This window comes from Streptomyces sp. WG7 (assembly GCF_049975785.1).
In the GTDB taxonomy this organism is placed as follows: Bacteria; Actinomycetota; Actinomycetes; order Streptomycetales; family Streptomycetaceae; genus Streptomyces.
Window position 1 is genome coordinate 173,027 of sequence record NZ_JBNGGE010000004.1, and the last position, 14,276, is coordinate 187,302.

Sequence of the window (14,276 nt, forward strand, 5' to 3'; positions counted from 1 at the left end):
CCCCTCCCCCGCCCCGGCGCGCCCCGCAGGCACCTCTCGCCGTACCGGCCGCGTCGGCCGACCCCACGCCCATCAGGGCGGGCCCACCACGGGCGCGGAACGGGCCGCACGTCGGTTCCGGTGTCAGTGCCGGAACGTGTCCTTGCCCTTCTCCTTGGCCTGCCGGGCGTCGCCCTTGGACTGCTCGGCGCGGCCCTCGGCCGTCATCCTCTCGTTGCCGACGGCCCGGCCGGCCGCTTCCTTGGCCTTCCCCTTGGCCTGCTCCATCTTGGCCTTGGACTTCTGATTGCCGGCCACAGCTGCTCACCTCACGGCGTTCGCTTCCGATGTCTCGCGTCACGGGTCGCCCGACACGAGGCGGTCAAACCCGGGTGCGGCCGCCGGGGTGAGCGGAGGGCCGCGGGGTAGGAGGACGGACAAGCGGATCCATCGTCGACTCGGAGGCACGTCATGGCCGGAATGCTGGACCGGATCAAGCGCTTCGCGCGCAGCCCGCAGGGCCGCCGGGCGGCGGAGCAGGTGCGCCGGGCCGCCTCGGACCCCCGCCGCCGCGCGCAGGCCCAGGAGATGCTGCGGAGGTTCGGCAAGCGCCGGTGAGCGCGCCGGGACGGTTCGCCGCCGCGGCGGGACCGTCTCAGCACTGCCCGGCGTGGGTGTGGCTGTGGGACGTCTCCGGCGGGCAGCGCGCGGCGCGGTCGGCGCGGCGGTCCCGCCGCCAGTCGAGGACCGCGACGGCCAGCGCGCACAGCATGGCGGCGACCCCGGAGCCGACCGACAGGGCGACGGCCTCGCGGTAGTCGTCGTGGGTGGCGTTCAGGGTCAGGTAGAACAGCCCCGGCAGCGCGGCGGTGCCCACGGCGCCGCCGAGGCGCTGCCCCGTCTGCAGGGCGCCCCCGGCCGCGCCCGCCATCCGCACCGGGACGTCCCGCAGCGTCATCGTGATGTTCGGGGAGATCACACAGCCACTGCCGAGGCCGCCGACCAGCAGTGCCGGGGCCGCGAGCCAGGCGGCCCGGTCGGAGGGGGCCAGCCAGAGCACCAGCGCGGTCGCGCCGAGTCCCAGCATGACGGCGACGAGTCCCCAGACGGTCAGGGCCCGTCCCAGCCGGTCGACCAGGCGGCCCGCCACGGCCGCCGCGGTGGCGGAGCCCACGGCGAACGGGGTCACCGCCAGGCCGGACATGAGGGGTGAGAAGCCCAGCCCGTTCTGGAAGAAGAGGGCGAACACCAGCCACACACCGCTGAACCCGACGAAGTACAGGGCGGCGAGGCCCGCGCCGGTGGCGTAGCCCCGGGTCTCGGTGAGCAGCCCGGGGTCCAGCAGCGGTTGTCCGTCGCGGCGGGCGACGCGGCGCTCCCACCGTACGAAGGCGAACAGGACGAGCAGCCCCGCCGGGAACAGCCACCACACCCGGCCCACTCCGCCTCCCTCGGCGAGGACCAGCGGCAGCATCAGGGCGAGGATCCCGGTGCCGAGGAGCACCACTCCCACCGGGTCCAGGTGTCCCCGGCCACCGGGGGCGACCCGGGGGAGCAGGCGGAGGCCGAGCAGGAGGGCGAGAGCGCCGATCGGGACGTTGACGTAGAAGATCCACCGCCAGCCCTCGGGGCCGGCCAGCGCCAGGATCAGCCCGCCGACGACCGGCCCCACGGCGCTGGACACCCCTACGGTGGCGCCGAACAGTCCGAACGCGCGCCCGCGTTCCGCGCCGCGGAACATCTGCTGGATGAGTGCCGAGTTCTGCGGCGCGAGGCTGCCCGCGGCGACTCCCTGGGCCAGTCGGGCGACCACCAGCAGTTCGATGCCCGGCGCCGCCCCCGCCGCGGCGCTGAAGACCACGAAGGCCGCCAGCGCGGCGAGGAAGACGCGGCGCCTGCCGAACGTGTCACCGATCCGGCCGGCCGTCACCAGCGTCAGGGCGAAGGCGAGGGCGTATCCGGACACGACCCATTGCACGGAGGCCGCCGAAGCGTGCAGTCCCCGCTGCATGGAGGGCAGGGCGACGGCGACGATCGTCACGTCCAGCAGGGTCATGAACCCGGCGACCAGAGTCACCCAGAGGGCCCGCCACCGGTTCGGATCCGGGCGGTCGTCCGGACGGTGCACGGAGACTCCCCTCGTGAGGCGGACGCGGGGCGCGATCGTCGCGCCTCACGCCTGCGTCACCCGTACGGAGTGGTTCAAACCCGGACACAAAGCCGGCCACAAAGGCGAACCATGGGAACCCATAAGTTGCCCTTATGGCCTCATAGACCGGACCCGCGTACCGACTTAGGCTTGCCTTAGCTTAGGCTTCCCCACGAGTCGATCTATCACCGCTCGAAGGGAACCTGAACATGCCCCGCCCTCTGCGGGTAGCCATCGTCGGATCGGGCCCGGCCGGGATCTACGCCGCCGACGCCCTGCTCAAGTCCGAGGTGGCCACCGAACCCGGTGTGTCCATAGACATCTTCGAGCGCATGCCCGCCCCGTTCGGACTGATCCGTTACGGCGTCGCCCCCGACCACCCGCGGATCAAGGGCATCATCACGGCCCTGCACCAGGTGCTCGACAAGCCGCAGATCCGCCTCTTCGGCAATGTGGACTACGGAACCGACGTCAGCCTGGACGATCTGCGCACCTTCTACGACGGTGTGATCTTCGCCACGGGCGCCACGGCGGACCGTGCGCTGTCCGTTCCCGGTATCGACCTCGACGGCTCGTACGGCGCGGCCGACTTCGTGTCGTGGTACGACGGCCACCCGGACGTGCCGCGCACCTGGCCGCTGGAGGCGGAGAAGGTCGCCGTCCTCGGCGTCGGCAACGTCGCCCTCGACGTGGCCCGCATCCTGGCCAAGACGGCGGACGAGCTGCTGCCCACCGAGATCCCGCCGAACGTGTACGAAGGCCTCAAGGCCAACAAGGCGCTGGAGGTCCACGTCTTCGGCCGCCGCGGCCCGGCGCAGGCGAAGTTCAGCCCGATGGAGCTGCGGGAGCTGGACCACTCCCCCAACATCGAGGTGATCGTCGACCCCGAGGACATCGACTACGACGACGGCTCGATCGCGACCCGGCGCGGCAACAAGCAGGCCGACATGGTCGCCAAGACCCTGGAGAACTGGGCGATCCGCGACGTCGGCGACCGGCCGCACAAGCTGTTCCTGCACTTCTTCGAGTCGCCCTCCGAGATCCTCGGCGAGGACGGGAAGGTCGTCGGCCTGCGCACCGAGCGCACCGAGCTGGACGGCACCGGCAACGTCAAGGGCACCGGCGAGTTCAAGGACTGGGACGTCCAGGCGGTCTACCGGGCCGTCGGCTACCTGTCCGACCAGCTGCCCAAGCTGCCCTGGGACATCGACTCGGGCACGGTCCCGGACGAGGGCGGCCGGGTCGTCCAGGAGTCCGGCGAGCACCTGCAGTCGACGTACGTCACCGGCTGGATCCGGCGCGGTCCGGTCGGCCTGATCGGCCACACCAAGGGCGACGCCAACGAGACGGTGTCCAACCTGCTGGACGACTTCGCGAACGACAGGCTGCAGACGCCCGCGTCGCCCGCTCCGGAGGCCGTGGACGCCTTCCTCGCCGAGCGGAACGTCCGCTTCACCACCTGGGACGGCTGGTACAAGCTCGACGCCGCGGAGAAGGCGCTGGGTGAGCCGCAGGGGCGTGAGCGCGTGAAGCTCGTCGAGCGCGAGGACATGCTCCGCGAGAGCGGCGCCTGATCCGCGCCCGGTTCTGCGCTTCGGCGAGGATCAGGTCTTCAGGCGGTTCGCCGGGGGGTCAGACCTCCAGGCGGTTCACCGGGGATCAGACCTCCAGTTCGCTCTCGATCCGGCGCAGTTGGTGGCGGGCCATCGCCAGGTTGGCGCGGCTCGCGTCGAGCACCAGGTAGAGGAACAGGCCGTTGCCGCCACGGCCCTTGAGCAGGCGGATCATGTGGTACTGCGTGTTCAGGGTGATCAGGATGTCCTCGATCTCGTCCTTCAGACCGAGGTGCTCCATCGTGCGCAGCTTGGACCGCACGACGTCGGTGTTGCCGGCGGCGGCGACCTCCAGGTTGAAGTCCTTGCCGCCGCCCAGCGTGCCGAGGGCCATCCCGCTGGTGTAGTCGACCAGCGCGGCGGCGGTGGCTCCGTCGATGGAGCCGAGGCATTCCTTGAGCGAGGTCTCCAGGTTGGCCATGCGTAACTTCCTTTCCGGACGTGATCGGTGCGTGATTGGTGCGTGATCGGTGACGATCAGTGGTGATCTCGGTGGTGATGGGTTGTTCAGGTCGACCGGTGATGGCCACCGGTCTGCGGAGTCGGCTGGTGCGCGGGCCGTTGCGGGGTGCGCACCGGCAGGGTGCCGATGGGGCGGGCCGGGTCGGCGGGGAGTGTCGCGGCGTGTTCGTCGGCCGGGGCACGACCGCGGTCGTGGCCGATGTGCGCGACGACCAGCTCCCCTATCCGGGCGCCGCTGCGCCGGCCCTCCAGGTGCAGCCGGCCCACGTTGACCCGGCCCTCGGCGAGCAGGGTGAGCACGGCGGACGGCCCGGCCGCGTAGGTGGCGACGTAGCCGTCGGCCCCGCGCAGCAGCAGCTCTCGGAAGCCGCCCCGCGCGGTGGCGTCGGCCATGCGCTGCGCGACGCCGAGGGCGGCGGCGGTGAGCGCGGCGAGGCCCTCGGGTTCGGTGCCCGGGGCGTCGTGGGCCAGGACGAGCCCGTCGACGCTGGCCGCGAGCGATCCGGTCAACTGGGGTACGCGGTTGCGCAGTCGGTGCAGTTCGTCCAGGACGTCGCTCTCGACGGCCATGAGCAGTCTCCTTTCGGCACGCTGGCGACGCGCGCGGATCACAGGGCCTCCAAGGCGTCTCGAAGCCGTCGCAGCAGAGCCGTGTCCGGGTCGTCCCACACGACACCGTGCGGCTGCGGGGCCCGCGCGAGGGGCGCGGGAGCGGGCGGCGCGGCGGTGACGAGGCCGTCGGCGGCCAGGCGGCGCAGTTCGACGAGGGTGTGGTACGTGCGGCAGGCGAGCGCCGAGGCGATCTGGGCGGCGGTGCGGACGCCGTCGACCTGTGTCAGGGTCCGGCTGCGCCGCACCGGCAGGTCGGCGGCGCCGGCGTCGGTCACCCGGGTGAGGGGGACGGTGTCGATGTCGGGGTCCGGCCATATGCGGTCCAGCAGGGCGCGTCGGCGTCCGGACTCGCGGACGACGACGTCCACCGGTACGGACCGCACCGTGCCGAGCCAGTGGACCGCACCGGGCCGGAAGCGGTGCGCACGCGTGTCGTGGGCGAGGACGAAGTACGCGGCGTCGAAGAGCGCGCCCAGGTGGCAGACCTCCAGTGCCCCCGCGGCGAGCCGGCCACTGTCCACGAGCCGGTGTCCGACCCGGGCCTGTGTTCCGCCTCGGTCGACGGCTTCCCACCAGCCGTCGGGCGCTACGGCGCCGCTGCGGGTGAGCAGTGCCCCGAGGTCCGGGGTGAAGGCGGACTCCACGTGCACGACACGGCCCGCCGACAGGTAGACGATGCCCCGCTCGCCCGACAGGGCACCCGTGGCGCCCTCGGCCGCGAGTACGCCGAGCGCCGCCGACGTCGTTCCGTGCGCGGTCCAGGTGGTGGTCACGCCGGTCATCCGAGCACCAGACGGTCGGCCATCTCGGCCAGCCGGATGCGGGCCAGGGCGAGGTTTCCGTCGTTGCGGTCCAGCCACAGGTGGAGGAAGACGGTGCTGTCGAACGGGGTGCTGACGAACCTGAGCAGGTGGTAGGCGTCGGCGGTCGTGGCGATCATGTCCTCGACCGGCGGTTCCTTCTCCGGCGCGACGACGGTGGCGGGATCACCGGTCGCCGTCAGGGAGCCGCTCTCCGCGACGTGCCGGGCCAGTTCCGCGGTCTCCGCCGCCGTGGCCTCCCAGTCACCGCCCGGCGCCTCGCCCACGGCGCCCAGGGCCAGACCGCTGATCCAGTCGACCAGCGACGCACCCTGCGCGCCGGGCAGTCGCATGGCTTCCAGCAGACTCTCGTCGATCCCGGGCACGCCGGATCCCCTCCCCTGCACGGCTGTGTACCGCGAACGTGACGCCGAGACTACGGAAAGTGCACGCATCCAGTGAGTCCTTTGGCATTTTCCAGAGGAACGTGCCCGCGCTGCGGCATACTGCGGTGTTTCGGCCGTGCGAGGCGTCCTGGGAGTCCGACGGGCGAGGAGCGGCGCGCGGACGCCGCCCCGATGCGGACGACGGGCGGGCGGGACCTGTCCGCGCGGACCGTGCCGGGCAGGGCCCGCCGCCCCGGGCCAGGAGTGAGCGGCCGCCGCCCCGGGCCAGGAGTGAGCGGCCGCCGCCCCGGGCCATGAGTGAGCGGCCGCCGCCCCGGGGGGAGCGCCGCACACCCGGCACGCGTCGCGCACGGGTGCGTGGGCGTGCCGAGACGGGCAACCCGGGGTCCATGGCCCGACTGCATCTCCCCCATCGCGGGAAGCACACGAAGGACGACGCACCGGACGGGACGGCGCCGGACAGGGCGACGCCCGAGGACTACGGTCCGGCCCCCTCCACCGAGCGTGCGGCTCCCGGCTCCCCCACCGAGCTGCCGAAGCGCTCGTGGTCCGCGCTGCTGCGGCGCGTGCTCGCCGAGTTCAAGGACGACGAGCTGACCGACCGCGCCGCCGCCCTGACCTACTACGGGATCCTGTCGCTGTTCCCGGCGCTGCTGGTGCTGGTCTCGCTGCTCGGGATCGCCGGGCAGTCCGCCACCCAGGAGATCCTGGACAACATCCAGAGGCTCGCACCCGGATCCGCGCGGGACGTCATCTCCGACGCGGTGAAACAGTTGCAGGCCAAGGCCGGTCTGGGCTCCGTACTGGCACTGGTCGGTCTGGTCGGCGCCGTCTGGTCGGCGTCCGGCTACGTGGCGGCGTTCATCCGCGCGGCGAACGCGGTCTACGACGTACCCGAGGGACGCCCGGTCTGGAAGGTGCTGCCGCTGCGGGTGGCGCTGACCGTGGTGCTGCTCGTGCTCGCCGTGGTCAGCGCGCTCATCGTCGTGTTCACCGGCAGCCTGGCGCAGCAGGTGGGCACCGCGCTGGGCGTCGGTGACACCGCGATGACGGTGTGGTCGATCGCCAAGTGGCCGGTGCTGGTCGTCCTCGTCACGTTCATGATCGCGATCCTGTACTGGGCCACCCCGAACGCCCGGGTCAGGGGCTTCAAATGGATTTCGCCGGGCAGCGTGCTCGCCCTGCTGATCTGGCTGGCCGCGTCCGCCGGGTTCGCCTTCTACGTCGCCAACTTCGGCTCGTACAACAAGACGTACGGCACCCTGGCCGGTGTCATCATCTTCCTGGTGTGGCTGTGGGTGACGAACCTGGCCATTCTGCTCGGCCTGGAGTTCGACGCCGAGCTGGCCCGGCAGCGGGTGATCGACGGCGGGCATCCGCCCGAGGACGAGCCGTACGTGGAGCCGCGCGACACCCGGGCCTGGGACGAGGCGGACCGGCGGCGCGCGGTATCACCGGACGAGTGACCCCCCGGCGCCGCCGCCGGGCGACGCGTCCGGTCCGGGCCGTCGGCCCGCTACGGGAGGATCGAGTCGACGTATCCCCCGTCGACGCGGACGGCCGCGCCGGTCGTGGCGGACGCCTGGGGCGAGCTCAGGTAGACCACCAGGTTGGCGATCTCCTCCGGCTCGATCAGCCGCTGGAGCAGCGACTGCGGACGGTGCTCGCGCATGAAGGCGCGCTGCGCCTCGTCCCACGGGAGGTCGCGGTCGACCAACTGGTACACGAAGTCCTCGACCCCCTCGGTGTGCGTGGGTCCGGCGATGACGCAGTTCACCGTGACGCCGCTGCCCGCCGCCTCCTTGGCGAAGCCGCGGCCGACCGCGAGCAGCGCCGTCTTGGACACCCCGTAGTGGATCATCTCGGCCGGGACGGCCACGGCCGAGTCACTCGCGATGTACAGCACCCGGCCCCAGCCCCGTTCCCTCATCCGGGGGAGATGGGCGCGCGTCAGCCTGACGCCCGCGAGGACGTTGATCTCGAAGTAGCGGCGCCACTCGTCGTCGCTGATCTCCAGCGCGGGCACCGCACCGAAGACGCCGAGGTTGTTCACCAGGATGTCGACGTCGGGCAGCGCCTCCAGGGCCCGCTCGGCGCCCTCCTCGGTGCCCAGGTCGGCCGCGACCGGCACGAACACGCCGTCCGGCACCTCGGCCCGCAGTTTCCCGACGCTCTCCTCCAGGCGGGCGGCGTCGCGTCCGTTGACGCCCACCGTGGCGCCGGCCCGGGCCAGCCCGGCGGCGATCGCCGCTCCGATGCCCTGCGAGGAGCCCGTCACCAACGCGGTTCGTCCGCCGAGGTCGAGGTTCATGGAGTCGCTCCTTCTCGTGCCGTACCGTCGGTTCGCCGTGCTTGTGCCCACCCTCGCCCAGGGCGCATCCGGGATCCCGCCGACCGCACCGCGACCGCACCGCGACCCGCCCGGTCGGCGGACCCCGGGTGCTCTCCGCTGACCTGCGGCGACGATACTTGCTTGTGTCCGTCTCCTGCTTCCCGAGGACCCATGCCGACCTCCGCCACCGCCCACCCCACGACTCCGCCCACGGTGTGGCCCGCTCGCGGCCGCCACGTCGGATCCGCGGCGGAGGACACCGTCCGGCACACCCTGCAGCGGCTGAAGGACAGCCGCTGCATCGACGACTTCCTGGAACTGCCCGAGGAGCGGCCGGACGACAAGGGCGCCGGCGTCCGGATCTTCGAGGCGCGCTGGAAGGCCGGGGGCGCCGTCACCGTACGGGCCCGGCTGCTCCTGGAGCCGGCCTCGGCCGGTGGTCAGGAGTGGACCCTCCTCGCGGAGGCCGAGGAGGCCTGGGACACGGCCTGGCCCTCCCCCGCCACGATGTTCTGGCCCGACGACCCGGACGTCACCTGGGACCGCGACACCGCCACCGGGCTGCGGCTGCGGGGCATCAACACCCTGCCGGACGACGACAAGGCCGTACGCCGGCTGCTCAAGGCGGCCGGGCGCAGCCCGTGGAACATCCACGTCGTCGTGCACGAGGCGATGACCCCCGACCACCGCGGCCGGGTACCGCTCGCCGATCGGCTGCCGCCCGGCCTGCGGCACCTCGTGATCGAGCACCGCGCCGCGCCGCAGCAGTTGCGGGTGGTCAACTGGGCACTGGAGGACTTCGGCGTCCAGGTGCCGCGCGGCGGCGCCGTGGTCCTGCCCGGCACCCCGGCCCCGTCCGGCTACGACGCCCAGGACTTCTCCGTCCGCACCGTCTTCCTGGACGGCTCCGAGCCCACCGGCCTGATCGCGGCGGTGACGTCGTTCGCGGCGCTGAGCCGGCCGCTGCCGGACGGCGCGGAGGACACCCTCACCGCGCTGCGGGAGGACTGGCGGCTGCTGACCCTGGCGGAGGAACTGGAGCGCGAGCGCAAGCTGGTGGCCATGTACGCCGAGGCGCTGGAGGCCATGACGCAGTCCCGGGACCTGTACCGAGAGGCCGCGGAACGCGCGGCCGAGGCCCTGGCCGCGTACCGGGAGTCCGCCGGGTCCGCCCCGGCCGGGCCGCCGCCGTCCGCGGCGCCTGCGACGTCCCCGCTGCGGCAGCTGACCCGCACGCTGGAACGGTTCAAGGTCTCCGGCAGGGCACCCCGCACCGCGTCGGGCAAGGACACCTCCCGACCGGCGGCCGAGCCCGGCGACTGACACCCGCCGGATCGCTGTCCGGGAGGCCGGCCGGCTGGGGCACGGTCCAGGGGTCGGCCGACCGACCCGAGCATGGTCCAGGGCCGGCCAACTGACCTGCGAGCGGTCCGGATCCGACCGACTCTGCCTGAGCACGGTCCGGATCCGACCGACTGCCTGAGCACGGTCCGGGGCCGACCGACCGGCCTGGGCCCCGCGGTCCGTGAAGCAGCCGACCCGGTACCCGCGGCCCACCGTCCAGCCGACCCGATACCCACAGCCCGCCGACCAGCCGACCCGATACCCACAGCCCACGAGCCGACCGGCCTGCATCCTCGCGGCCAACGCACCAACCGCCTTGGGCGCCGGTCAGATCCAGCCGGGGCGCGGTCCCGCCGGGGCCGGCTGCCGGTAAGGAGGCGCCGCGCGCACGTGCCGCGGCTTCCGGCAGCCGAGGAAGCCGTGCCTGGACTCGGCGGCCGTCCCTGGAACGGCCGTCCCTGTCGCGGCAAGCGCGCCGCCGCGCCGAGGGCGTACGCAGCCGCGACCCGACCACCGGCGGCCCGATGACGACGTCGGCGTCGAGGCGCCTGTCCGCCGTCCCGGCCGGAGGGGGCGCGCGCTGCCCGCACGTCGTGCGCGGCGCGTACGAGACCCCGTCGCCGCGGTCCGGCGGGTGACGAGCCGGCCCGGTGTACGTCCCCGGATCACGTGGTCCCGGTCCCGCCCACCGGCCGGTCCGGCGGTGGCCCGCAGCCGACTGAGGGCACCCTCACGTGTCAGCGGGCGCGACGTGGATACGCGGACGGAACAGCAGCACGGACCGTCCCGGAAGGTCACCGACGCCATGGTCAGCCAGCACGAGGACGCCGCCCCCTCTTCACCACCGGAGTCGTCCCGTTCACAGACCACACTCCACGTCAACGGAAAACCGCACACCCTCACCGTCGACCACCGCCGGGTCCTGCTGGACCTCCTGAGAGAGGATCTCGGGCTCGCGGGCGCCAAGAAGGGCTGCGACCACGGGCAGTGCGGCGCCTGTACGGTCCTGGTGGACGGGCGGCGCGTCAACAGCTGCCTGCTGTTCGCCGTCGCCCTGGACGGCTGCGAGATCACCACCGTCGAGGGCCTCGCCGGGGACGGCGAGGAACTGCATCCGGTGCAGCGGGCGTTCCTGGAGCGCGACGCCTTCCAGTGCGGGTACTGCACCCCGGGTCAGATCTGCTCCGCGGTCGGCGTGCTCGCCGAGGCCGCGGCCGGGCACCCGTCCCACGTCACCGACCCCCGGACGCCCTCCGGCGAGTCCGTCGCGCTGGACCGGGAGGAGATCCGGGAGCGGCTGAGCGGCAACCTGTGCCGGTGCGGTGCGTATCCGCGCATCGCCGACGCGGTCGAGGACGTGATCCCGTGAAGCCCTTCGCCTACGTACGGGCCGGCAGCGTCGAGGAGGCCACCGACGCGTTCGCCGCCCACCCCGGCGCCCGCTACCTCGGCGGCGGCACCAACCTCGTCGACCTGATGAAGCTCGGCGTGGAGACGCCCGCCGCCCTCGTCGACGTCACCCGGTTGCCGCTGGACGCGGTGGAGGAGCTGCCCGACGGCGCGCTGCGCGTCGGCGCCACGGTCCGCAACAGCGACCTCGCGGCCCACCCCGCCGTCCGCGACCGCTACCCCGCTCTCTCCCAGGCCCTGCTGGCGGGCGCCTCGGGACAGTTGCGCAACTCCGCCACCACGGGCGGCAACCTGCTGCAACGCACCCGCTGCCCCTACTTCCAGGATCTCTCCAAGCCCTGCAACAAGCGGGAGCCCGGCACCGGCTGCGGGGCGCTGAAGGGCGTCCACCGCGACCACGCCGTGCTCGGTCACTCCGAGCAGTGCATCGCCACCCACCCCTCGGACATGGCGGTGGCGCTCGCCGCCCTGGACGCGCGCGTGGAGCTGCACGGCCCCGAGGGCACCCGGAGCGTGCCCGCCGCCGACTTCCACCGGCTGCCCGGGCAGCATCCGGAGCGGGACACGGAGATCCACCCCGGCGAGCTGATCACCGGCGTGCTCCTGCCGTCCGCCACGGCCGGACTGCCGTCGGCGTACCGGAAGGCCCGCGACCGGGCGTCGTACGCGTTCGCCCTGGCGTCCGTCGCCGCCGTCCTGCACCTGAAGGACGGAGTGGTGGACCGCGCCGGGATCGCGTTCGGCGCGCTGGCGCACCGGCCCTGGCGGGCGCGGCGGGCCGAGGACGCGCTGGTGGGCGCGGCGCCCACGACGGCGGCGTTCGAGCACGCCGTCGACCTGGAACTGGCCGCCGCCGAGCCGCTGCGGGACAACGCCTACAAGGTGCCGCTGGCCCGCCGGCTGGCCCTGGACGTACTGGGCCGGCTCGCCCCGCCGGCCACGACCTGACCCCGGCGTCCACGAGGAGGACTCCATGACCGGCACCGAGACCGTCCTGGGCGCTCCAGTCGAGCGCCGGGAAGGACGGGAGAAGGTCACCGGCACCGCCCGGTACGCCGCCGAGTTCGACGCCCCCGGGCGCGCCCAGGCCTGGCCCGTCCCGGCGGCGGTCGCGCGGGGCCGGGTGACCGGCGTCGACACCGCTCCCGCGCTGGCCCTTCCGGGCGTACTGGCGGTGCTCACACACGAGAACGCGCCCCGGCTCGGGGACCCGGACGACCCCACCCTGGCCCTGCTGCAGAGCCCGCACGTCCCGCACCGGGGCTGGTTCGTGGGCCTGGTGGTGGCCGAGACACTGGAGGCGGCGCGGGCCGGTGCCGCCGCCGTCCGTGTCACGTACGAGGCGGAGAGCCACGACGTGACGCTCACCGCCCCGCATCCGGAGGCGTACGTCCCGGAGACGGCCAACGGGGGGTTCCCGGCCGTCAGCGGACACGGCGACCCCGACGGTGCCTTCGCCTCCTCGCCGACGCGCGTCGACGTCGAGTACCGGATACCGCCCCTGCACAATCACCCGATGGAGCCGCACGCCAGCACGGCGTGGTGGGAAGGGGACCGGCTGACGGTGCACTCCTCCAGCCAGGGCACCAGCGCCGTACGCACGGAACTCGCCAGGCTGTTCGGGCTTCCCGAGGACCGGATCACGGTCCTGTCGGAACACGTGGGCGGCGGTTTCGGCTCGAAGGGCACACCCCGACCCGACGTGGTACTGGCCGTGATGGCGGCGCAGGAGACCGGCCGTCCGGTCACCGTCGCGCTGCCGCGCCGCTACCTGCCCGCCGTCATCGGCCACCGCGCGCCGACCCTGCACCGGCTGCGCCTGGGCGCCGACGCCGGCGGACGGCTCACCTCCGTCGTCCACGAGGTGACGACGCACACCTCCCGCGTGAAGGAGTTCGTGGAACAGGCGGCGGTCCCGGCGCGCGTCATGTACGCCACCCCCGCCCTGCGCACGCTCCACCGCGTCACGCCGCTGGACGTGCCCACACCGTCCTGGATGCGCGCCCCCGGCGAGTGCCCCGGCATGTACGCGCTCGAGTCCGCGGTGGACGAACTGGCCGTCGAACTCGGCATGGACCCGGTGGAACTGCGGATCCGCAACGAGCCGGACACCGAGCCCGACAGCGGCAAGCCCTTCAGCAGCAGGCATCTGGTGGAGTGTCTGCGCGAGGGTGCCCGCCGCTTCGGGTGGGAGGACCGCGATCCGCGCCCCGGGGCCGGCGGCGCCGGTCCCCTGCTGGTCGGCACCGGCGTGGCCGCGGCCACGTATCCGGTCATGGTCTCGCCCTGCGCCGCCTCGGCGCGGGCCCTGCCCGACGGCGGCTTCCTGGTGCGCGTCAACGCCACCGACATCGGTACGGGCGCCCGGACGGTCTGCTCCCAGATCGCGGCCGACGCCCTCGGCGTCCCGCTGGACCGGGTCCGTATCGACGTCGCCGACAGCGCCATCGGTTTCGCGCCCATGGCCGGCGGCTCCTCCGGCACCGCCTCCTGGGGGTGGGCCGTCCACGAGGCGTGCGTCCGGCTGACCGGCCGGCTGGCCGAGCACTCGGGGCCGCTGCCCGACGGGGGGATCGCGGCCGACGTGGACACCTCCGGTGCCGCCGACGCCGAGAGCCCCTTCGCACGCCACGCGTTCGGCGCGCACTTCGCCGAGGTCACCGTGGACACGGTCACCGGTGAGGTACGGGTGACGCGGCTGCTGGGCGTCTTCGCGGCGGGGCGCATCCTCAACGCCCGTACGGCGCGCTCGCAGTTCATCGGGGGCATGACGATGGGCCTGGGCATGGCGCTGACCGAGGACAGCACGGTGGACCCGGCGTTCGGCGACTTCGCCGAGTCCGACCTGGCCTCGTACCACGTGCCCGCACACGCCGACGTGGCGTCCGTGGAGGCGCACTGGGTCGACGAGGACGACGCCCACCTCAACCCCATGGGCAGCAAGGGGATCGGCGAGATCGGCATCGTCGGCTCGGCGGCGGCCGTCGGCAACGCCGTCCACCACGCCACCGGCATCCGCTTCCGGGAACTGCCGCTCACTCCGGACCGGGTGCTCACCGGTCTGCTCGAACACGGGCATCCCGCGGGCATGCTGGGGACGTGAGCGCGGCACGTGGCCGGCGCCGGATGTCCGGTGCCGGCCACGTGGCGTGCGAAGGACGCCCGGCG

At 73.5% G+C, this 14,276-nt stretch carries 14 protein-coding genes; 7 read left to right on the top strand and 7 right to left on the bottom strand.

All coding sequences use genetic code 11. The features are described 5' to 3' along the window. Window positions 1–123 precede the first annotated feature (123 nt). A complete protein-coding gene (locus ACP4J0_RS06750; RefSeq protein ID WP_073728798.1) occupies window positions 124–297 on the bottom strand; it encodes a CsbD family protein in 174 nt (57 codons plus the stop codon). A 153-nt stretch (window positions 298–450) separates the two neighbouring features. Between ACP4J0_RS06750 and ACP4J0_RS06755 the strand changes: the two genes are divergently transcribed. Beyond that, a complete protein-coding gene (locus ACP4J0_RS06755; RefSeq protein WP_426522575.1) occupies window positions 451–597 on the top strand; it encodes a hypothetical protein in 147 nt (48 codons plus the stop codon). A gap of 37 nt (window positions 598–634) precedes the next feature. On the opposite strand, the gene ACP4J0_RS06760 is transcribed toward ACP4J0_RS06755, so the two are convergent. After that, complete coding sequence (locus ACP4J0_RS06760; protein WP_426597685.1) at window positions 635–2,107, bottom strand: MFS transporter; 1,473 nt, start codon at window positions 2,105–2,107, stop codon at window positions 635–637. A 230-nt stretch (window positions 2,108–2,337) separates the two neighbouring features. On the opposite strand from ACP4J0_RS06760, the gene ACP4J0_RS06765 reads away from it, so the two are divergent. After that, window positions 2,338–3,702, top strand: coding sequence for an FAD-dependent oxidoreductase (locus ACP4J0_RS06765; RefSeq protein WP_426597686.1), 1,365 nt, complete (start codon window positions 2,338–2,340; stop codon window positions 3,700–3,702). An 85-nt stretch (window positions 3,703–3,787) separates the two neighbouring features. Here ACP4J0_RS06765 and ACP4J0_RS06770 read toward each other — a convergent pair whose 3' ends face one another. The 4 genes from ACP4J0_RS06770 to ACP4J0_RS06785 all read right to left on the bottom strand — a co-directional run bounded on the left by ACP4J0_RS06770 (window position 3,788) and on the right by ACP4J0_RS06785 (window position 6,001). Then, a complete protein-coding gene (locus tag ACP4J0_RS06770; protein WP_426597687.1) occupies window positions 3,788–4,162 on the bottom strand; it encodes a hypothetical protein in 375 nt (124 codons plus the stop codon). Between the two features lie 86 nt (window positions 4,163–4,248). Then, entirely contained in the window at window positions 4,249–4,773 is a 525-nt protein-coding gene (locus tag ACP4J0_RS06775; protein ID WP_426597688.1) for a roadblock/LC7 domain-containing protein, read from the bottom strand. Window positions 4,774–4,811: 38 nt separating this feature from the next. Continuing rightward, entirely contained in the window at window positions 4,812–5,597 is a 786-nt protein-coding gene (locus tag ACP4J0_RS06780) for a hypothetical protein (protein ID WP_426597689.1), read from the bottom strand. Continuing rightward, window positions 5,594–6,001 (bottom strand): hypothetical protein, encoded by a 408-nt coding sequence (locus ACP4J0_RS06785; protein WP_426597690.1) that lies wholly within the window; start codon window positions 5,999–6,001, stop codon window positions 5,594–5,596. The genes ACP4J0_RS06780 and ACP4J0_RS06785 overlap by 4 nt, the downstream gene beginning before the upstream one ends. Before the next feature lie 410 nt (window positions 6,002–6,411). Between ACP4J0_RS06785 and ACP4J0_RS06790 the strand changes: the two genes are divergently transcribed. Further along, window positions 6,412–7,488 carry a YihY/virulence factor BrkB family protein gene (locus ACP4J0_RS06790; protein WP_426597691.1) on the top strand — a complete coding sequence of 359 codons (1,077 nt, stop codon included), beginning with the start codon at window positions 6,412–6,414 and terminating at the stop codon, window positions 7,486–7,488. 50 nt (window positions 7,489–7,538) lie between these two features. Here the strand turns inward: ACP4J0_RS06790 and ACP4J0_RS06795 are convergent, their stop codons facing one another. Beyond that, window positions 7,539–8,333: an SDR family NAD(P)-dependent oxidoreductase gene (locus tag ACP4J0_RS06795; protein WP_426597692.1), complete on the bottom strand. Its 795-nt coding sequence runs from the start codon at window positions 8,331–8,333 to the stop codon at window positions 7,539–7,541. A 192-nt stretch (window positions 8,334–8,525) separates the two neighbouring features. Between ACP4J0_RS06795 and ACP4J0_RS06800 the strand changes: the two genes are divergently transcribed. The 4 genes from ACP4J0_RS06800 (at window position 8,526) to ACP4J0_RS06815 (ending at window position 14,211) form a co-directional block, all read left to right on the top strand. Beyond that, window positions 8,526–9,677 carry a hypothetical protein gene (locus ACP4J0_RS06800; protein ID WP_426597693.1) on the top strand — a complete coding sequence of 384 codons (1,152 nt, stop codon included), beginning with the start codon at window positions 8,526–8,528 and terminating at the stop codon, window positions 9,675–9,677. 826 nt (window positions 9,678–10,503) lie between these two features. After that, complete coding sequence (locus ACP4J0_RS06805) at window positions 10,504–11,067, top strand: (2Fe-2S)-binding protein (protein WP_426597815.1); 564 nt, start codon at window positions 10,504–10,506, stop codon at window positions 11,065–11,067. Continuing rightward, window positions 11,064–12,056 carry an FAD binding domain-containing protein gene (locus tag ACP4J0_RS06810; protein WP_426597694.1) on the top strand — a complete coding sequence of 331 codons (993 nt, stop codon included), beginning with the start codon at window positions 11,064–11,066 and terminating at the stop codon, window positions 12,054–12,056. The genes ACP4J0_RS06805 and ACP4J0_RS06810 overlap by 4 nt, the downstream gene beginning before the upstream one ends. Window positions 12,057–12,081: 25 nt before the next feature. Then, complete coding sequence (locus ACP4J0_RS06815) at window positions 12,082–14,211, top strand: xanthine dehydrogenase family protein molybdopterin-binding subunit (RefSeq protein ID WP_426597695.1); 2,130 nt, start codon at window positions 12,082–12,084, stop codon at window positions 14,209–14,211. Window positions 14,212–14,276: the final 65 nt, after the last annotated feature.